Source organism: Glycomyces tenuis DSM 44171, assembly GCF_000427885.1.
In the GTDB taxonomy this organism is placed as follows: domain Bacteria; phylum Actinomycetota; class Actinomycetes; order Mycobacteriales; family Micromonosporaceae; genus Glycomyces; species Glycomyces tenuis.
This window is the reverse complement of record NZ_ATYW01000010.1, coordinates 165,512-184,283: the sequence shown is the minus strand read 5'-3', so window position 1 is coordinate 184,283 and position 18,772 is coordinate 165,512. Positions and strand designations below refer to the sequence as shown.

Genomic DNA, 18,772 nt, shown 5'->3' with positions numbered 1-18,772 from the left:
GCATGCGGCACGCCTTCGACGTTTACCGGCGCTCCCTCGGCGCCCACTTCCGCTCGATGCTGGAGTACCCGGCCGACTTCTGGGTCATGGCGAGCACCGGCACCGTCTGGCAGTTCATCCAGTTCGGCTTCCTGGCGATCCTGTTCGCGAACGTCAACGCGGTCGGCGGCTGGGGCTACCACGAGATGCTGGTCCTGGCCGGCTTCCTGTCGATCGCGGCCGCGATGAACGCGATCTTCTGGGACGGCATGTGGAGCCTCGGCAAGCAGGTCATCAACGGCGGCATGGACTACCTGGTCACCAGGCCGGCCCCGGTCGCCTCCCAACTGGGGGCCAGCCACGTCGGCATGCAGGCCTTCGGCGAGGTCACGCTCGGGCTGGCGATGCTCGTCTACGGCTGGGTCGGCGCCGGAGTGGGCCTCGCGATGATCCCGGTCGCGGCCGGGCTGCTCGTGGTCGCCGTGGTCATCGAGATCGCGCTGCTGACCGCGGCGAACGCGGCGAACTTCTGGGTCAAGGGCCACTCGCCGGTGGTGGCGTTCATGCTGGTGGACATGCAGGGCGAGGTGATGCGCTTTCCGCTGTCGATGTTCCCGATCGCCGTGCGCCTGCTGCTGACCTTCGGGCTGCCGTTCGCCTTCGCCAGCTTCATCCCGGTGCAGATCCTCACTGGCCGGATCTCCGCCTGGTGGCTGCTCGGCCCGCCGGTGGCGGCGGTGGCGGCCGTGGCGCTCGCGGTCTGGGTCTTCCGTGCGGGGCTGCGCGCCTACGACTCGTCCGGCCACTAGAACGCACCGAGCATGCGCATCGCATGCTATGCTCGTGGCATGGTGTTCATTCAGGTACGGAACGTCGATGAAAGACTTCGTGAATCGGCTAAGCGCCGAGCCGCGGAGCTTGGCGTGGACTTGTCCACCTATGTGCGAAATCTCATCCAGCGCGATGTCGCTCGACCCAGCGTCAACGCGTGGCTCGACGAGATCCTGGCCGACCCCATCGGCGAGCCGTTCGATGCCGCCGAGGCCGTCACCGACGCGCGCGCCGAGCGCGAATCCGAGATCCGGCGGTCGCTGGGAGATGCCAAGTGCTGATCGTCGACGCCTCTGTCATCACTGCTCTCCTCACCAGCCATCCCTCGAAAGCGTCGATCGCCGAGCACCTCCGGCGCGATCCGGAACTCACGGCACCGGCCCACCTCGACGTCGAAGTGCTTTCCGCACTCCGCGGACGCATGCTGGGACGACACCTGACCATGGCCGACATGCGGGTGGCCGCGGCGCGGCTCGCGGCCATGCCGGTGCAACGGGTTCCGTTGGGGAACACCAGGATGCTGCTGGAGACGGTGCGTTGGTTCCACAACCTCTCGGCCTATGACGCCTGCTATGCGGCCTTGGCCAAGGAGCTCGATGCGCTACTGCTGACCGGTGACAAGGGCCTGGCCGACACGGCGACCCGAGCGCAGATCGCGTGCGTGCACGTCGACTGCTCCGCCTGACTCGGTTGGTGGTGGGAGCGCCCTCATAACGGCTTGCGCGGGCGCGCGCGATCCGTTAAAGTCGCTCCCGTCGCCCGGGCGCATCCGAAAGCCCAGGGCCCTAGAGCGTTTGGAGGTGTGTACTGATGGCTGTCGTTGTCCTTCGCCTTGCCTCGATCACCAGTTCACCTCCCGTCGGCTCGCTCTGACCTGTTGCCGCGTGCCGCCGGAATTCCCGCACAGGAGCAACCCGCAGTGGTACGCAAGTCCGACAACACTTCTACCTTCGAGTCCACCCGTCGCCGCAAACGGCTCGACGAGGACGAGATCTTCTCACCCGAGGAGCAGGCCCGATTCGAGGCCATGCGCTCCGAGGACTTCGACGAGGGCCCGATCGACGACGGCCCGCCCGTCGGCGACCGCTGGTCCATCTGGGACGACTCGGAGCCGCTCCAGCGCGGCCCGAAGCCGTGGCCGGAGTGGATCGTCACCGACCTCGGCGCCGTCGACTACGAGCTCGGCGTCCTGAAGACCGGCAAAGAGGCCGACGTCTTCCTCATCGAACGCGCCGTACCGGACACCGATCGGGCGGTGCTCATGGCCTCCAAGCGCTACCGCTCGGCCGAGCACACCCAGTTCAACCGGGCCGGAGACTACACCGCCGGGCGCACGGCGAGGCGCTCGCGAGACCGCCGCGCCATGGAGAAGCGCACCAGGTTCGGCCTCGAGCAGGCGGCGGGCCGCTGGGCCGCCGCCGAGTTCGACGCGCTCAAGCGGCTGTACGCCGTCGGCGTGGCCGTGCCGTATCCGGTGCAGATCCTCGGCACCGAGGTGATCATGGAGTTCATCGGGACCGGGCGCACCGCCGCGCCGCGCCTGGCCGAGACCAAACCCGACGAGGTCGAGCTCGAGAGCCTGTGGGAGCAGGCCTGTGAGAACCTCAGGCTCATGACCGAGCAGGGCTTCGCCCACGGCGACCTCTCGCCGTACAACACCGTCGTGCACGAGGGCCGCCTGGTGGTGCTCGACCTGCCGCAGATCGTCGACATCTACGCGAATCCGAAAGGCGGCCAATTCCTGATCCGCGACATCGAGAACCTCGGTTCCTGGTTCACCGCCAAAGGACTCGAACGACACGATGTCGACGAGCTCATGAACGAGCTGCTCACCATCGCGGGGATGTCATGACGAGCGCGCCGCTCGGCGTCGCCCGAGTGGTTCTCGCTCGGGGTGAGCCGCCCTTCGGGTTCGCGCAGGTGCCGACGATCTGAGGGCCCGGGTGCGCGCCGACAGCCGAGCGGAAATGTCCGGCGCGGGAAGTAATCTGGTCGCGTGAGCGTTGATTACCGTCCCGCGCCGGGCACGATTCCCACCCAACCCGGTGTCTACCGCTTCCGGGACCGCGACCGGCGGGTCATCTACGTCGGCAAGGCCAAGAACCTCCGCAACCGCCTGAACTCCTACTTCGCCGACGAGAACCGCCTCCATGAGCGCACCCGCCGGATGGTCAACACCGCCCGCAGCGTCGAGTGGACCGTCGTCGGCACCGAGGTCGAGGCCCTCCAGCTCGAATGGACCTGGATCAAGGAGTACGACCCCCGCTTCAACGTCATGTTCAAGGACGACAAGTCCTACCCCTGGCTCGCCGTCACCGTCGGCGAGGAGTTCCCCCGCGCCCAGGTCATGCGCGGCGCCCGCCGCAAAGGCGTCCGCTACTTCGGGCCCTTCGGCAGCGCCTGGGCCATCCGCCAGACCCTCGACCTGCTCACGCGGGTCTTCCCCATCCGCACCTGCTCGGACACGGAGTTCAAGCGCTGCAACCGCATGGGCCGCCCGAACCTCCTGGCCGACATCGGCAAGTGCTCGGCGCCGTGCGTCGGACGCGTCTCCGCCGAGGACTACCGCGAACTGGTCGACGGCTTCTGCTCCTTCATGGCCGGGGACACCGCCCCGGTCCGCAGGCGGCTGATCGCCGAGATGCAGGCCGCCTCCGAGACCCTCGACTTCGAGAAGGCCGCCCGGCTCCGCGACGACCTGGCCGCCCTCGACAAGGTCCTCGAACAGCAGGTCGTCGTCCTCGCCGAGGACGTCGACTGCGACGTCATGGCCGTCGCCGACGACGAACTCCAGGCCGCCGTCCAGGTCTTCCACGTCCGCGGCGGCCGCATCCGCGGCCAGCGCGGCTGGGTCATCGAGAAGCCCGAACCGGTCGACCTCGCCGGTATCGTCGAGCGCTTCTGCACCCAGTTCTACGGCGAGCAGGGTGAAGTGGTGCCCCGCGAGGTCCTCGTCCCCGACCTGCCCGACGACGCCCCCGCCCTCACCGAGTGGCTCTGCGAGCAGCGCGGCGCCAAGGTCGACCTGCGCGTGCCCCGGCGCGGCGACAAACGCGCCCTGGCCGAGACCGTCGAGAAGAACGCCGCCGAGTCCCTCCAGCGCCACAAGCTCAAGCGCGCCGGCGACCTCACCGCCCGCTCCAAGGCCCTCGAAGAGCTCGCCGACGCCCTCGACCTGCCCGAGGCGCCGCTGCGCATCGAGTGCTACGACGTCTCCCAGTCCCAAGGCGAGGACGTCGTCGCCTCCATGGTCGTCTTCGAAGACGGCCTGCCGCGCAAGAGCGAATACCGCCGCTTCGTCATCAAGGGCGAGAAGAAGGACGACCTCTCCTCGCTCCAGGAGACCCTGCGCCGCCGCCTGTCCAAACTGGAAGAGCAGCCGACCGGCTCGCCCCTGGAGGAGGGCGACGAGCCCCGCAAGGGCTTCCACTACCCGCCTCAGCTCCTCGTCGTCGACGGCGGGCAGCCGCAGGTCGCGGCCGCCGAAGCCGTCTTCGCCGAGATGGGCGTCGACACCATCAACCTCGCCGGCCTCGCCAAGCGGCTCGAGGAGATCTGGCTGCCCGGCGAGCAGTACCCGGTGATCCTCTCGCGCACCTCAGAGGCCCTCTACCTCATGCAGCGCGTCCGCGACGAGGCCCACCGCTTCGCGATCTCCCTGCACCGCAACCGCAGGCGCAAGCGGATGCGGCTCTCCGCGCTCGACGGCGTCCCGGGCCTGGGAGAGTCCAAGCGCAAGGCCCTGCTCAAGCACTTCGGCTCGGTCAAACGCATCCGCGAGGCCGAACTCGAAGACCTCGAAGCGGTTCCGGGCATCGGGCCGAAGCTCGCGGAGACCTTGCGGACACATCTTCGCAACCCCGAGGACAACGACGATTGACACGCGCATGGTAGCTATACGGGGGTCATCGTCATAGCCGTGTCACGACGGCGTCAAGATCAAACTCGGGGATACTTGTGTTATGAGCGTGCCAACTGAGCAGTCCGCGTTCCAGGACCGAAGCGACCTGGACCTCGTCGTCGTCACCGGCATCTCCGGCGGGGGTCGGTCGACGGTGGCGCGCGCCCTGGAGAACGTCGGCTACTACGTCGTCGACAACCTTCCCGAATCACTGGTGGCGCAGACCGCCGAACTCGCCGCGGCCGGCGGCCCGGAGGTGAAGCGGACGGCGATGGTGCTCGACGTGCGCTCCAGGGCCTTCACGACCGACCTGGTCGGCGTCATCGAGGACCTCCGCAAGGCCGGGTTCAAGCCCCACCTGGTGTTCGTCGACGCCGACGACGACGTGATCATCCGCCGCTTCGAGAAGGTCCGCCGCGCCCACCCGCTCCAAGGCGACGGCCTCCTCGCCGACGGGATCGCCGCCGAGCGCCGCCTCCTGGCCCCCGCGCGCCAATCGGCCGACACTCTGTTCGACACCACCCACATGAACGAGAACCAGCTCAGGGCCAGGGTCGAGGAGACCTTCCTCGCGCCCTCGACACCGGGGCTCCAGTTCAGCTGCATGTCGTTCGGGTTCAAGTACGGCATCCCGCGCGATGCGGACTATGTGGCTGACGTACGATTCCTTCCCAACCCGTATTGGGTTCCGAGCCTGCGCGAGCTCACCGGCGCCGACAAGGACGTCTCGGACTACGTCCTGGAACAGGAAGGCGCCGCCGAGTTCGTCGAAGCCTACGCAGGGCTGCTGCTCGGCACCACCCAGGGATTCGAGCGGGAAGGCAAGCGCTACATGACGATCGCGATCGGATGCACCGGCGGCAAGCACCGCAGTGTGGCCATCGCCGAAGCGCTCGCGCACCGCCTCAACGAGGCCGGCTTCCCCGCGAACACCCATCACCGTGACCGAGGGAATGAATGACCCACTCCACAGCGGCACCGTCCGGCGCGTCGAAATTCCTCCCCGAGCGCCGACACCGCTCCGCCGCGCACGGCGGTGAACCCGCCGGAGCGCCGACCTCCCGCCCCCGACCGGAGTGACGGCCGATGACCAGCGTCGTCGCGTTCGGCGGCGGACGGGGCCTGTCGGCCTCGCTGCGCGCGCTCACCAGGCTCGACATCGACCTGACGGCCGTGGTCACCGTCGCCGATGACGGCGGCTCCTCCGGCACGATCCGCGAGTCCAGGCCGGTGCTGCCGCCCGGCGACCTGCGCAAGGCGCTGGTCGCCACCGCCGACCCGGCCCGGGCCGACGCGGCCAGCCTGTTCTCCCACCGCTTCGGCGGCGAGGACTTCCTGGCCGGACACCCCGTCGGCAACCTCGTCCTCACCTCCCTGCTCGAGCGCCGCGACAACCCCGTCGCCGCCATCGCCGAGGCCGCCGACCTGCTCGGCTGCCGCGCCCGCATCCTGCCGATGTCCTGCGAACCGCTCGACATCGAGGCCGACCTCGCCGAAGGGCCGGGGGTGCGCACCATCGTCGGCCAGCACGACGTCGCCGTCGCCGACGGCGAGGTCACCGACGTCCGCCTCCTCCCCGCCGACGCCCGCGCCTGCCCCGAGGCGCTCGAGGCCGTCGCCGCCGCGGACTGGCACGTCTTCGGCCCCGGTTCCTGGTACACCAGCGTCATCCCGCACCTGCTCCTGCCCGAGCTGCGCGAGGCCGTCGCCGCCTCCTCGGCCAAGCGGATCGTGGTGCTCAACCTCTCAGAGGAGAAGGAGACCGACGGCCTCACCCTCGCCGGGCATCTCGACGCACTGGGGCGTTACGCCGAAGGTGTCCGGTTTCACTACGTCGTCTCGGGCGACACCCGAACCCTCGACGATCCCGAATCGTTGAACACTGCGGCACAATCGTTGCAGGCCGAATTGGTGGCCGCGGACCTCGCCGCGGACGTCGTCACCCACGACGTCGCCGCACTGGCCGCGGCTTTGGGAAGACTGCTCGTCGAAGATGGTGGTTCATAAATGGCGATGACCTCGGAGGTCAAGGACGAACTCAGCCGGATCGAGGTAACGAAGTCCTGCTGTCAGCGCGCCGAGCTCGGCGCGCTGTTCCGGTTCGCCGGCGGGCTCCACCTGGTCGGCGGCAATGTCATGGTCGAGGCCGAGATCGACGCCGGCAACGTCGCCCGCCGCGCCAAGCGCATGATCAACGAGCTCTACAACTACGACTCCGAGGTCCACGTCCTCGTCGCCGCCGGACTGAGACGCACCAACCACTACCTGGTCCGCGTCATGGCCGATGGCCAGGCGCTCGCCCGCCAGATCGGCCTGACCGACCAGCGCGGCTACCCCGTGCGGGGCCTGCCCGCGCACGTCGTCGGCGCCTATCCGTGCTGCGCCGAGGCCGCCTGGAGGGGCGCCTTCCTCGCGCGCGGCTCGCTCACCGAGCCCGGCCGCTCGTCCTCGCTGGAGGTCACCTGCCCCGGCCCGGAGACCGCGCTGGCCCTGGTCGGCGCGGCCCGCCGCCTCGGCATCGGCGCCAAGTCCCGGGACGTGCGCGGCGTCGACCGCGTCGTCATCCGCGACGGCGACGCCATCGGGGAGCTGCTCACCCGCCTCGGCGCCCACTCCTCCGTCCTGACCTGGGAGGAGCGCCGCGTCCGCCGCGAGGTCCGCGCCACCGCGAACCGGCTGGCGAACTTCGACGACGCGAACCTGCGCCGCTCGGCCCGCGCCGCCGTCGCCGCCGCCGCGAAGGTCACCCGCGCCCTGGAGATCCTCGGCGACGACGTGCCCGAGCACCTCGCCGGTGCGGGCAAGCTGCGCCTGGAGCACCGCCAGGCCTCCCTGGAGGAGCTCGGCACCCTCGCGGACCCGCCGCTCACCAAGGACGCCATCGCCGGCCGGATCCGGCGGCTCATCAACATGGCCGCCAAACGCGCCGCCGAGACCGGTGTCCCAGGGCCGGACGAGGCCGTGGCCGAAGAGGAAGCACTCGTCGCCTAGGGCGGCGTGCCCACCGGTGATAGCGCTTTCTTAACCGCGATGTCATCCCGCTGTGGCGAGTGTGACATGATCGGGAAGTCCCGCCTGCGACCCGGCGGAAAACCGGGGCGGTAGGGTCGAAGAGTGCTCGGCGACGAGGCCGAACAGCGATCTGTTCCACCGTCGCTCTATGGCTGAATGGATCGCGTCCGAGACCGTCTCAGGTCTCAGTCAGATATACGATTCCTGTTCTAGCGAGGAGATGGGCACGTGACCATCCGCGTTGGCGTCAACGGCTTCGGCCGTATCGGCCGCAACTTCTTCCGGGCGATTCTCGCCTCGGATGCCGACATCGAAGTGGTCGCCTTCAACGACCTGGGCGACACCGAGACCATTGCCAACCTGCTGAAATACGACTCGATCCTGGGGCGCCTGCCCTACGAGGTCAAGGTCGGCCCCGGTGAGATCACCGTCAACGGCAAGACCATCAAGGCCTTCGCCGAACGCGACCCGGCCGCCCTCCCGTGGGGCGAGGTCGGCGCCGACGTCGTCATCGAGTCCACCGGCTTCTTCACCGACGGAACGAAGGCCGCGGCACACCTCAAGGGCGGCGCCAAGAAGGTCATCATCTCCGCCCCGGCGAAGAATGACGACATCACGATCGTGATGGGCGTCAACCAGGACAAGTACGACGCCGAGAAGCACAACATCATCTCGAACGCCTCGTGCACCACCAACTGCCTGGCCCCCATGGCCAAGGTCATCAACGACGCCATCGGCATCGAAAAAGGCCTGATGACCACCATCCACGCCTACACGCAGGACCAGAACCTGCAGGACGGCCCCCACAAGGACCCGCGCCGCGCCCGCGCCGCAGCCCTGAACGTCGTGCCCACCACGACCGGCGCCGCCAAGGCCGTCGGCCTGGTGCTGCCCGAGCTCAACGGCAAGCTCGACGGCTACTCGCTGCGCGTCCCGGTCCCGACCGGCTCGATCACCGACCTCACCTTCGAGGCCTCCCGCGAGGTCACCGCCGAAGAGGTCAACGAGGCCCTCAAGGCCGCCGCGGACGGCCCGCTCAAGGGCATCCTGGCCTACACCGAGGACCCGATCGTCTCCAAGGACATCGAGACCGACCCGCACTCGTGCATCATCGACGGCAAGCTGACCAAGGCCATCGGCAACCAGGTCAAGGTCTTCGGCTGGTACGACAACGAGTGGGGCTTCTCCAACCGCCTCGTGGACCTCGTCGAGCTGGTCGGCTGACAATCTGATGAAGACACTCGACGAACTCCTGAAGGAGGGCGTCAACGGTCGGCGCGTCCTCGTGCGCGCCGACCTCAACGTCCCTCTCGACGGCAAGAACATCACCGACGACGGCCGCATCCGCGCCGTCGCGCCCACCGTCAAGGCGCTCGCCGAGGCCGGCGCCCGCGTCGTGGTGTGCTCGCACCTGGGCCGCCCCAAGGGCGAACCGGACCCGGCGTTCTCGCTGGCCCCCGTGGCCCAGCGGCTGGGCGAGGTCCTCGGCCGTGCAGTCGCCTTCGCGAGCGACACCGTCGGCGGGGACGCCGAGACGAAAGCCGTCGCCCAAGGCGACGGCGACGTGCTGCTGCTGGAGAACCTGCGCTTCAACAAGGGCGAGACCAGCAAGGACGACACCGAGCGCGCCGAGTTCGCCGGCCAGTTGGCCGCCTTCGGCGACGTCTACGTCGACGACGCCTTCGGCGCGGTCCACCGCAAGCACGCCTCGGTCTACGACGTGGCGAAGCTCCTCCCGCACTACGCGGGCTGGCTCATCGCGAACGAGGTCGCCGTCCTCTCCAAGCTCACCGGCGACCCCGAGCGCAAGTACGTGGTGGTGCTCGGCGGCGCCAAGGTCTCCGACAAGCTCGCCGTCATCTCCAACCTGCTCGGCAAGGTCGACACGCTCGTCATCGGCGGCGGCATGGCCTTCACCTTCCTCGCCGCCCAAGGCCACGAGGTCGGCAACTCGCTGCTGGAGAAGGACCAGATCGAGACCTGCAAGAACTACCTCGCCGAAGCCGAGAAGCTCGGCGTGGAGCTCCTGCTGCCGACCGACGTCGTCACCGCGGCCGAATTCGCCGCCGACGCCGAACCGCTCGAAGTGGGCGCCGACGCGATCCCCGAAGGCCGCATGGGCCTCGACATCGGGCCCGCCTCGGCCGCCCTGTTCGCCGAGCGGATCGCCGCGGCGAAGACCGTGTTCTGGAACGGCCCGATGGGCGTCTTCGAGTTCCCCGACTACGCGAACGGCACCAAGACCGTCGCGCAGGCCCTGGTCGACTCCGAGGCGTTCACCGTCGTCGGCGGCGGCGACTCCGCCGCCGCGGTCCGCACGCTCGGCCTGCCCGAAGACGGCTTCGGCCACATCTCCACCGGCGGGGGCGCCAGCCTCGAGTACCTCGAAGGCAAGACCCTGCCCGGCCTGGACGCACTGGAGGACTAGATGTCTGAGACCCGCAAGCCGCTCATCGCCGGCAACTGGAAGATGAACCTCAACCACCTCGAAGCGATCGCGCTCGTGCAGAAGCTGGCCTTCAGCCTCGACCGCGACCAGCTCGAAGCGGTCGAGACCGTCGTCCTGCCGCCGTTCGTCGACATCCGCAGCGTGCAGACGCTCGTCGACGGCGACAAGCTGACCGTCGGCTACGGCGCCCAAGACGTGTCGGCGCACCCGTCCGGCGCGTACACCGGCGAGATCGCCGCCTCGATGCTGGCCAAGCTCGGCTGCTCGTACGTGACCGTGGGGCACTCCGAGCGCCGCCAGTACCACGACGAGTCCGACGAGCTGGTGGCCGCGAAGGTCCGCCAGGCGCTGAACAACGGGATCAGCCCGATCCTGTGCGTCGGCGAGGCCCTGGACGTCCGCGAGGCCGGGAACCACGTGCCGCACACGGTGAGCCAGCTGCTGGCCGCCGTGGACGGGCTGAACGAGGAGGAGCTCGGGAAGGTCGTCGTGGCGTACGAGCCGGTCTGGGCGATCGGGACGGGCCGCACGGCCACGCCGGAGGACGCCCAGGAGGTCATCGGGGCGCTGCGCGCGGCACTGGCCGAGAAGTTCGGCGGCGTGGCCGAGCGGGTCCGCATCCTGTACGGCGGCTCGGTGAAGTCGGCGAACGTCGCCCAGATCATGGCGAAGCCGGACATCGACGGCGCCCTGGTGGGAGGCGCGAGCCTCGACGCCGAGGACTTCGCCAAGATCGTCAGGTTCCCGGAGCACGCCAGTGCGTAGGGAACGGTTGGCACAGTCCCTGGGAGCGAAGCGACCGGAGCACGCCAGTGCGTAGGGACTGAAGACTCAGCTCGCGGGCGCGAAGCGCCCGGGAGTCGGAGACTGTGGGGCCGTCGTACAAGGGCGTACGGCGGCCCCGCGCCTCGTTCGGAGCCGCTCTGCCTGCGCGCGCGTCTCGCGCATGAGACTGTTCACGCTCGAAATACCGGGTGGAACAGGGCTTCCGCGGGCAAGAGCGGTCCGATGCATGAGACACACCGTTCGGCTGGGAATCGGCCCTGAGTTAGACTCGGGCCGGATTCACGCCCGCGTGGACGCCGAACTGTTGGAGAGGACACCCGATCGCCGATGATGACGGTATTGACTTACACCCTTCTGGTCATCCTGCTGCTGACCAGCGCCGCGCTGATTCTGCTGGTGCTGCTGCACAAGGGCAAGGGCGGCGGCCTGTCGAGCATGTTCGGCGGCGGCATGTCGTCGGTGGCCACCGGCTCCTCGGTCGCCGAGAAGAACCTCACGCGCATCACCGTCGGTGTCGGCGTCATCTGGTTCGCCTGCGTCCTCGCCTACGGCCTCCTCTTGCGGGCGATCGCCTAGAACCCACAGCCTTCAACCGGGGGTCCGGCGGAGCGAAGCTCCGCCGGACCCCCGGTCTTTCTTCACGAGGCCCGCGGCTCTCACGGAAGAATCGTTCCGAAGACCGCGTGAGCGGCGATCCGGCGACGACCCCACTCGCGCATGGGGCTTGCCGAACTGGGCTTATGCCGACACGGACGGTATACATGGCACACTGCTGGTACACCACCTGTACCACCGCACCACATGAACGATCTCCGACCTCGAAAACCAGAGAGCCCCCATGTCTGACTCCTCCTCGGAACTCCGCCGAACTCTGCTGCGCATCAACTCGGAACTGAATGGCGAGGCCCGCTCCGCGGCCCTGGAGCAGCACGTCGAAGCCGTCTCGGCCGCCGACGACCAGCCCCTGCTCAACCAGACGCTCGCCGACCTGGTGAACTCCTACGAGTTCTCGATGGACGCCTCCCGCATCATCGTGCCCTTCGCGAGGCTGCTGCACAACTACGACACCGCCCCCGAGCATTTCGACGCGAGCACCACGCACCGCGTCTACTGGATGTTCAAATGGGTCATCTACAAGATGATCGAGCACCCCGACATCCCGCTCGAATCCGTGGAGGAATGGCTGAGCCGGTTCCGGTCCCGCTATGCCGAAGCCGGCCACTCGCTGCACCCCGTCCACGAAGCCGAGCAAGAGCTCGCCGATCACCTCGGCGACGCCGAACGCGCGGCGAAGGCCGTCACCGCGATGAACGCCGCCGAACCCGACCGGATGAGCAACTGCAAAGCGTGCCGCTGCCACAACCTCGGCTGGATCGCGGCCTGCGACGGCGAGCACGAGCGGGCCGTCGAACTGTGGAGCCCGGTCCTCGAGGGCAACCTCCGCTGCGCGCACGAACCGCACGCGGCGCTCGCGAGCTCGCTGCTGTCGCTGGTCGCGCTCGGGCGCCTCGACCAGGCCCGCGCCAACCACATGCGCGGCTACCTGATGATCCGCGACAAGGACGACATGACCTATGCCGTCGCCAGGCACCTCCGCTTCTGCGCCCTGACCGGCAACGAGGCCCGCGCCATCGAGATCATCGCCGCCCACGACCGCTTCTACGAGCTCCGGCTCTCCCTGCGCGAGCGGCGCTACCTGCTCGAAGGCGTGCAGGTGACCTGCGCGGCCCTCATGAGCCGCGGCATGGGCGACACAGAGGTCCCCGGCCCCGAGAACCGCGCCTGGCGGGCCGCCGAGCTCCACTCCTGGGCCGACGCCGAACGCCGCGCCATCAACGAGCGCTACGACAGGCGCAACGGCAACGACGCCCAGTCGCGCTCCTCCGACGCACGGGCCGCGTTCGAGGACGCCTACCCGCACGTCCCCCTGGGGCTCAGGACGCTGACGCCCGCCCGCAGGCCGAAGCGCACCGCGCCGCAGGACGAGCGGCCCTCGCCCGAGCGCTTCGAGACGGCCCTGGCCGAGGCCCGCGAGGCGACCGCCGCGTTCGCCGAGAGCGCCCACGAGCTGTGGCGTCGCGTGGACCGGCTCGCGCAGGGACTCGGCGTGGAACTCGGACCGAGCGACCTCGCCGAAGTCCTGACCGCCCGCATCGACCCCGACGCCGGACTCGACTCCGCGCTCGAACAGGCCGAGCGGGCCCGTGAGGTGTTCCTCGCCGCGGGCCTCGAAGGCAGGGCCCTCGCCAACCGCGCCTCGGTCCTGGTCTGGAGCGTCGGGGCCGACCCCGAAGCGGTGCCCGCCGAAGTGCGGCGCATCCTCGACGACGCGCGCCGCGTCGCCGCCACCGACCCGGCGAACGCCGTCCGGGCCAGAGCGCTCGCCCACATCGCGCTCATCGAGCGGTGCCGCCACCGAGGAGAGCGGCCCGACGAGGAATTGCGCGCGGCCGTCGTGGAGGTCGACGCGGCACTGGCCGAACTGCCCGACGAGCCGCGGGCCGGCCAGGCCCGCGCGCGCCTGACGCTCACCATGGCGTCCATGGAGACCGAAGCCGAGGCCCGCACCGCGGCGATGAGGGCCGCCTTCGAGCAGGCGTCGTCGGGAGACCACTCTTACGAGACCTTCCTCAGCGCGGGCGAATACGCCTCGGCGCTCAACATGGCGGGCCGCTTCGAAGCGGGCCTGGAGGTCGCCGAGACCGGCCTCGCCAGTGTCGTCCCGGAGCTCCCGGCCTTCCCGGTGGCCGCCCTCCATCTCACCGCCGCCGAATGCGCGGTGAACCTCGGCCGCTGGTCAGCCGCCGAACGCCATGCGATGCAGGCCGCCGTCCACTACGACCGCGCTCGCGAGACCGGCTGCGCCGGCGTCGCCAGGCACCTCATGGGGCTCGCGCTGGCCTCGCAGGGCCGCCACGAGGAGGCGGCCGTCATGCTCGCCGCCGCACTGGACGACCTGCCGTCCATGGACGAGCAGGAGCACTGGCGGCTCGTCGACGTGCGCTTCCTGCTCGCCGCCTCGTATGAGCGGCTGCGGAACCCCCGGGCCGGCTCCGAGCACGCCTTGGAGGCTCTGCGCCTGATCGACGGCGGCCTCGTCCACCCGAACCCGACCGTCTACGCGCGCGCGGCGCACCTGGCCGGCCGCTTCCTCGGCCGGATCGACGAGAACGAGGCGGCGGTCCAGTGCTACCGGCGCGCCGAGGAGGCGTGGCGAGCGCTGGGCGCGCTGCCGGCCGCCGCGAACTCGATCCGCGCCCTCGTGTGGCTCGCCGGGAACGGCGAGGACTCCCCGCAGCGGCGATCCGGCTCCGCGACCATGGCCGCGCTGGCCGAGGAGCTCCGGTCCGACTGGGGCGACGAGGAACTCCCGCCCGAATACCGCGAGGCGTGCCGCCGGGAAGTGGGGGAGACGCTGATGCAGCACGCCCGTTTCCTCCAACACGGGGACGAGTCGGAGCCGCTGCTCCGAGAGGCCATATCAGTGGCCGCGGACGGTGAGTTCCTCGCGGAGCAGGCGACCGAGGCCGCGCATTGGCTGATGAACTCCTTGAACTCGAACGGCGATGCGGACGGGGCGCGCGCCTGCGCCGACGAGGTCCTCAAGAGGCTGAACGCCGCCGAACACGAGCGGCTCATCGCCGGACTCGAGCGGCACCGCCGCCAATTGGGAGATGCGAATGGACAGTGAATCGCATTGCCGAATTCGGTGTATTCCGGGTGATCGAATCCGATAGGGCATTTCTCCGGTGCACGTCACCGATGGCTTTACAATATGTGCTGTGCGTCATAGAATTTGCTGGAGCGGTTCCCCTGCCGCTCCGGCCAGTGACTCACGGTGACGTTCGCGGAGCCGTGCCTTCGCATGGCCGCTATCCACAGAAGATCCCCCATCTGTGAGGAGCGATCACACATATGTCCAACGGACACGCCATCCGTGGCACCCGAATCGGCGCGACACCGGGACTCCACTCGGAACGCGGCGAACCGGTACCCCGGCAGAACGTGAGTTACTGGTGCGCCAACGGACACGAGACCGTCCGGTTCTTCGCGCTCTACGTCGATGTCCCGAGCGAATGGGATTGCACCTGCTGCGGCTGGCCGGCCAGCCGCGATCAGGCCAATCCGCCGGAACGCCGCACCGTCAAGCCGTACAAGACACACCTCACGTACGTCCGCGAGCGCCGCACCGAGGAGGAGGCCGAGGACCTTCTCGCCGAAGCGCTCGCCGCACGCGCCGCCAGCCGCGGCGAACGATTTCTCTGATTCCCCGACTGATATGAAGGAACCGCCGCCGATGCTGGTTGGGCAAGGCGGCGAAGCGGTGGCCGACGGCCCGCACACGGGCGGGGGCCACCACCCCATGGACGGCTTCCAGGTGGGAGAAGCCCAAGAAGGCAACCGAACGGCGGCGCACCGGTGGGAGGCGCCGCGAGAGCGTCGGCTTTCCTTGAAGGAGACGAGAAGAGGGGCCGGGCGATCATCGCGATCGCCCGGCCCCTCCGTCGTTCCGCTAGAACGCCAGGTGCTTCAGGTTCGCCGCGGCGTCGGCGTCGACCAGCCAGCGCGTGTGGCCCTGCGCCCGCACCAGCCCGGCGGGCAGCTCCGCCTTCGTCAGCGCCTCGTCCACCGCTTCGGCCTTGCCCGAACCGGAGGCGATGATCCACGCCGCGGCGGCGCCGTTGATCGTCGGCATCGTCAACGTCACGCGCTCGGGCGGTGGCTTGGGCGCGCCCCGCACCCCCACCGCCGGGGCGCCGCTCGCCTCCAGCGCCGGGTGCCCGGGGAACAGCGAGGCCACGTGCCCGTCCTCGCCGATGCCGAGCAGCACCAGGTCGAACGGCGGCACGCCCTCGATCCGGTCGGGCGCCTTGCCGGCGAGCCGTGACGAGGCCGCGACGCTCTCGAGTTCGGCGCTGTAGACCTCCGCGGCCTCCTCGGGCGTGTCGACGACGTCGGCGGCGGGCATCGGGTGGACCCGCTCGGGGTCCACCGGCAGCGCGTCGAGGAACGCGTCCCTCGCCTGCGTCTCGTTGCGCTCGGCGTCGCCCGAGGGCAGGAACCGCTCGTCGCCCCACCAGAAGTCGACCTTCGACCAGTCGACGACGCCCCGGATGCGGGAGGTCAGCACGTACCCGTACACCTTCGCGGCGATCCGCCCGCCGGTCAGCACGATCGACGCCTCGCCGCGCCGCGCCTGCGCGTCGGCCAGCCGGTTGACCAGTCGCGAGGCCACCGCCTCGGCGAGCACTTCGGCGTCCTCGTGGACGATCACCGCGCCGCTGCTCACGACTCGGCCTCGGGCTCGTGGTTCGCCCGGAACGTGTCCAGCACGCGCCTGTAGGCCGTGTCGGGGTCGATGTGCCGCAGCTCCTCGGCCAGCAGCTGGCCGAGCGTGCGCCCCTGGAGCAGCTGGCGGCGCTTCGGCATCCCCGCCTGGCGCAGCACGGTCTCGCCGTCGGCCTTGCGCTCGACCTCCATCGTCTCGCCGTTCGCCATCGTGAACGCCACCGACGCGATCGCAGGCAGGTGCTCGGAGTTGCGCTCGACGTCCGTGTCGACGACCTTCGGCGCGACCCCGAGCCGGTTGTGGAGCCACGCGGCCATCAGCCGCGCCGACGGGTCCTCGCGGTCGGCCTTGATGTCGATGCCCTGCACCTCGGCCGAGACGCCGTCGAAGGCGCTGGCGATGAGCGAGCGCCACAGCGTGATCCGGGTCCAGCAGATGTCGGTGTCGCCGGCGACGTAGGTCCGGGAGCGGCGGTACAGCGACTCGACCGGGTCGGTGGCCCGGGCCGAGTAGGTGATGCGGCGGTCGGCGAAGGTGCGCAGCTCCTGCTCCAGGCCGTAGCGCACCGGGTCGAGCAGCCACCAGGTCACCACCGGCACGTCCGGCGCCAGCATCGGCAGCACGATCGACGTCAGGTGCTCCTTGGCCGGCCCGTCGAGGCGCAGGATGATCGCCTCGGCGGCGCCCAGGCGCTCCCCGAGGGTGACCTCGGCGTCGATGCGCGGCTCGGCCGCGTCGGTGTCGCGCGGGATGACCAGGATCAGCCGGTACGGGTGCTCCTGGGCCGCCTCCGAGGCGGCCTGCTCGACCTGCTCGCGTTCGTCCTCAGTGGTCAGAGCCACGAGGTTGAGCGCGAGACTCGAGGTGCCGCCGACGTCGTGCAGCAGCCCGGCGAGCGCCTTCATGATCTCGCCGGTCGTGGTGTCCTTCAAATGCATTGCCGGGCTCCTCCCGAGGCGGGGACTTCGATCGCGGACATGTGCGATGCCTTCCTATGCCCGCCGCCAGCGCCGACCGGACGCCTGCAGCATGAGGTCGGAGCCGCCCGGGCCCCACGTCCCGGACTCGTAGGCCTCCGGTTTGGTGCCGGCCCAGAACTCCTCGAGCGGATCGATGACGGCCCACGAGGCGTCCACCTCGTTCGCGTCGGGGAACAGGGTCTTGTCGCCGAGCAGGACGTCCAGGATGAGCCGCTCGTACGCCTCCGGGCTGGACTCGGTGAAGGTCTCGCCGTAGCCGAATCCCATGGTGATGTCGCGCAGCTCCATGCCGGTGCCCGGCACCTTGGACCCGAACTTGACCGTGACGCCCTCGTCGGGCTGGACGCGGATGACCAGCTGGTTGTTGCCGAGGATCTGCGTGTCGTAGTCGGCGAACGGCATGTGCGGGGCCTCCTTGAAGACCACCGCGATCTCGGTGACCCGCTTGGGGAGCCGCTTGCCGGTGCGCAGGTAGAACGGGACGCCGCTCCACCGGCGGTTCTGGATCCCGATCTGCACGGCCGCGTACGTCTCGGTCGTGGAGTCGGCCGGGATGTTCTCCTCGGAGTGGTAGCCCTCGACCGGCCGCCCCTGGACCCACCCGTCGGTGTACTGGCCGCGGATGGCGGTGGCCTCCAGGTCGTCGCCGAGCTTGATGGCGCGCAGGACCTTGAGCTTCTCGATGCGGATCTCCTCGGCGTCGAAGCCGACGGGCTGCTCCATGGCGGTCAGGGCCAGCAGCTGGAGCACGTGGTTCTGGAGGACGTCGCGGGCGGCGCCGTTGGCGTCGTAGAACCCCGCCCGAGTGCCGATGCCGACGTCCTCGGCCATGGTGATCTGCACGTGGTCGACGTAGTTGGAGTTCCAGATCGGCTCGAACATCGCATTGGCGAAGCGCAGCGCGAAGATGTTCTGGACGGTCTCCTTGCCGAGGTAGTGGTCGATGCGGAACACGTCCGGGGCGGTGAAGACCCGGTCGACCAGGCCGTTGAGCTCGCGGGCGGAGTCCCGGTCCGAGCCGAACGGCTTCTCGACCACGACGCGGCGCCAGCCGCCGCCGTCCTGGCGGTTGTCGGACATGCCGGTGCGCTTGAGCTGCTTGAGCACCGTCGGGAACGCCTGCGGCGGGATCGAGAAGTAGAACGCGGCGTTGCCGGGGATGCCGTGCGTCTCGCGCAGCTCGTCGACCGTCGCGTCGAGCTTGTCGAAGGCGTCGTCGTCGTCGAACGCGCCGGGCACGAACTTGAAGTTGCCGCTCAGCCGGTCCCACACGTCCTCGCGCCAGGGCGTGCGCGCGTGCGACTTCGCGGCCTCGCGCGACATCTCCTCGAAGGTGCCGTGCGTCCAGTCGCGGCGGGCGAAGCCGACGATCACGAACGAGGCCGGGAGCAGCCCCCGGTTCGCCAGGTCGTAGATCGCCGGGATGAGCTTCTTCCGCGCCAGGTCGCCGGTGACGCCGAAGATGACCAGCGCGCACGGCTCGGGGATCCGCGGCAGGCGCCGGTCCACCGGGTCCCGCAGAGGGTTCGCCATCAGAGCGGCGG

17 protein-coding genes are annotated in these 18,772 nt (G+C 69.6%); 14 read left to right on the top strand and 3 right to left on the bottom strand.

All coding sequences use genetic code 11. From position 1 onward, the window contains the following. Window positions 1-2 precede the first annotated feature (2 nt). The 14 genes from YWW_RS0113715 (at window position 3) to YWW_RS0113645 (ending at window position 15,224) form a co-directional block, all read left to right on the top strand. On the top strand, window positions 3-788 hold the full coding sequence (locus YWW_RS0113715; protein ID WP_026930575.1) for an ABC transporter permease: 786 nt from the start codon (window positions 3-5) through the stop codon (window positions 786-788). 39 nt (window positions 789-827) lie between these two features. Continuing rightward, the gene (locus tag YWW_RS36455) at window positions 828-1,091 is read left to right on the top strand and encodes a hypothetical protein (RefSeq protein ID WP_162145949.1); all 264 of its coding nucleotides are present in this window, start codon (window positions 828-830) and stop codon (window positions 1,089-1,091) included. After that, window positions 1,085-1,495, top strand: coding sequence for a type II toxin-antitoxin system VapC family toxin (locus tag YWW_RS30275; RefSeq protein ID WP_051325771.1), 411 nt, complete (start codon window positions 1,085-1,087; stop codon window positions 1,493-1,495). The genes YWW_RS36455 and YWW_RS30275 overlap by 7 nt, the downstream gene beginning before the upstream one ends. Window positions 1,496-1,729: 234 nt before the next feature. Continuing rightward, window positions 1,730-2,662 (top strand): serine protein kinase RIO, encoded by a 933-nt coding sequence (locus tag YWW_RS0113700; protein ID WP_035698666.1) that lies wholly within the window; start codon window positions 1,730-1,732, stop codon window positions 2,660-2,662. 144 nt (window positions 2,663-2,806) lie between these two features. Beyond that, complete coding sequence (gene uvrC / locus YWW_RS0113690; protein WP_026930572.1) at window positions 2,807-4,690, top strand: excinuclease ABC subunit UvrC; 1,884 nt, start codon at window positions 2,807-2,809, stop codon at window positions 4,688-4,690. Window positions 4,691-4,772: 82 nt separating this feature from the next. After that, window positions 4,773-5,672 carry an RNase adapter RapZ gene (gene rapZ / locus YWW_RS0113685; RefSeq protein WP_051325770.1) on the top strand — a complete coding sequence of 300 codons (900 nt, stop codon included), beginning with the start codon at window positions 4,773-4,775 and terminating at the stop codon, window positions 5,670-5,672. 125 nt (window positions 5,673-5,797) lie between these two features. Beyond that, window positions 5,798-6,718, top strand: coding sequence for a gluconeogenesis factor YvcK family protein (locus YWW_RS0113680; RefSeq protein ID WP_026930570.1), 921 nt, complete (start codon window positions 5,798-5,800; stop codon window positions 6,716-6,718). Then, on the top strand, window positions 6,719-7,702 hold the full coding sequence (whiA, locus tag YWW_RS0113675) for a DNA-binding protein WhiA (RefSeq protein WP_026930569.1): 984 nt from the start codon (window positions 6,719-6,721) through the stop codon (window positions 7,700-7,702). It abuts the gene before it with no gap. Between the two features lie 249 nt (window positions 7,703-7,951). Then, the gene (gap, locus tag YWW_RS0113670) at window positions 7,952-8,947 is read left to right on the top strand and encodes a type I glyceraldehyde-3-phosphate dehydrogenase (protein ID WP_026930568.1); all 996 of its coding nucleotides are present in this window, start codon (window positions 7,952-7,954) and stop codon (window positions 8,945-8,947) included. A gap of 7 nt (window positions 8,948-8,954) precedes the next feature. Continuing rightward, entirely contained in the window at window positions 8,955-10,151 is a 1,197-nt protein-coding gene (locus tag YWW_RS0113665) for a phosphoglycerate kinase (protein WP_026930567.1), read from the top strand. Beyond that, window positions 10,152-10,937 (top strand): triose-phosphate isomerase, encoded by a 786-nt coding sequence (gene tpiA / locus YWW_RS0113660; RefSeq protein ID WP_026930566.1) that lies wholly within the window; start codon window positions 10,152-10,154, stop codon window positions 10,935-10,937. It begins immediately after the preceding gene. A gap of 351 nt (window positions 10,938-11,288) precedes the next feature. Continuing rightward, window positions 11,289-11,534 (top strand): preprotein translocase subunit SecG, encoded by a 246-nt coding sequence (secG, locus tag YWW_RS0113655; protein ID WP_211228555.1) that lies wholly within the window; start codon window positions 11,289-11,291, stop codon window positions 11,532-11,534. Window positions 11,535-11,796: 262 nt separating this feature from the next. Then, window positions 11,797-14,649 (top strand): hypothetical protein, encoded by a 2,853-nt coding sequence (locus YWW_RS0113650; protein WP_026930564.1) that lies wholly within the window; start codon window positions 11,797-11,799, stop codon window positions 14,647-14,649. Between the two features lie 224 nt (window positions 14,650-14,873). Beyond that, window positions 14,874-15,224: an RNA polymerase-binding protein RbpA gene (locus YWW_RS0113645; RefSeq protein WP_026930563.1), complete on the top strand. Its 351-nt coding sequence runs from the start codon at window positions 14,874-14,876 to the stop codon at window positions 15,222-15,224. Between the two features lie 247 nt (window positions 15,225-15,471). Here YWW_RS0113645 and pgl read toward each other — a convergent pair whose 3' ends face one another. From pgl to zwf, 3 genes are read right to left on the bottom strand one after another with little or no spacing between them, the layout of a single operon-like run. Continuing rightward, window positions 15,472-16,248 carry a 6-phosphogluconolactonase gene (pgl, locus tag YWW_RS0113640; protein ID WP_026930562.1) on the bottom strand — a complete coding sequence of 259 codons (777 nt, stop codon included), beginning with the start codon at window positions 16,246-16,248 and terminating at the stop codon, window positions 15,472-15,474. Continuing rightward, a complete protein-coding gene (locus YWW_RS30270) occupies window positions 16,245-17,186 on the bottom strand; it encodes a glucose-6-phosphate dehydrogenase assembly protein OpcA (protein WP_051325769.1) in 942 nt (313 codons plus the stop codon). The genes pgl and YWW_RS30270 overlap by 4 nt, the downstream gene beginning before the upstream one ends. A gap of 54 nt (window positions 17,187-17,240) precedes the next feature. Continuing rightward, window positions 17,241-18,761: a glucose-6-phosphate dehydrogenase gene (zwf, locus tag YWW_RS0113630; RefSeq protein WP_081687449.1), complete on the bottom strand. Its 1,521-nt coding sequence runs from the start codon at window positions 18,759-18,761 to the stop codon at window positions 17,241-17,243. Between the last annotated feature and the right edge of the window lie 11 nt (window positions 18,762-18,772).

Bases quoted from the DNA above. Each gene is read 5' to 3' on its own strand.
- tpiA (WP_026930566.1), top strand. From the start codon at position 10,152: ATGTCTGAGACCCGCAAGCCGCTCATCGCCGGCAACTGGAAGATGAAC.
- secG (WP_211228555.1), top strand. From the start codon at position 11,289: ATGACGGTATTGACTTACACCCTTCTGGTCATCCTGCTGCTGACCAGC.
- YWW_RS0113650 (WP_026930564.1), top strand. From the start codon at position 11,797: ATGTCTGACTCCTCCTCGGAACTCCGCCGAACTCTGCTGCGCATCAAC.
- YWW_RS0113680 (WP_026930570.1), top strand. From the start codon at position 5,798: ATGACCAGCGTCGTCGCGTTCGGCGGCGGACGGGGCCTGTCGGCCTCG.
- YWW_RS30270 (WP_051325769.1), bottom strand. From the start codon at position 17,186: ATGCATTTGAAGGACACCACGACCGGCGAGATCATGAAGGCGCTCGCC.
- YWW_RS0113715 (WP_026930575.1), top strand. From the start codon at position 3: ATGCGGCACGCCTTCGACGTTTACCGGCGCTCCCTCGGCGCCCACTTC.
- YWW_RS0113645 (WP_026930563.1), top strand. From the start codon at position 14,874: ATGTCCAACGGACACGCCATCCGTGGCACCCGAATCGGCGCGACACCG.
- YWW_RS36455 (WP_162145949.1), top strand. From the start codon at position 828: ATGGTGTTCATTCAGGTACGGAACGTCGATGAAAGACTTCGTGAATCG.
- whiA (WP_026930569.1), top strand. From the start codon at position 6,719: ATGGCGATGACCTCGGAGGTCAAGGACGAACTCAGCCGGATCGAGGTA.
- zwf (WP_081687449.1), bottom strand. From the start codon at position 18,761: ATGGCGAACCCTCTGCGGGACCCGGTGGACCGGCGCCTGCCGCGGATC.
- rapZ (WP_051325770.1), top strand. From the start codon at position 4,773: ATGAGCGTGCCAACTGAGCAGTCCGCGTTCCAGGACCGAAGCGACCTG.
- YWW_RS0113665 (WP_026930567.1), top strand. From the start codon at position 8,955: ATGAAGACACTCGACGAACTCCTGAAGGAGGGCGTCAACGGTCGGCGC.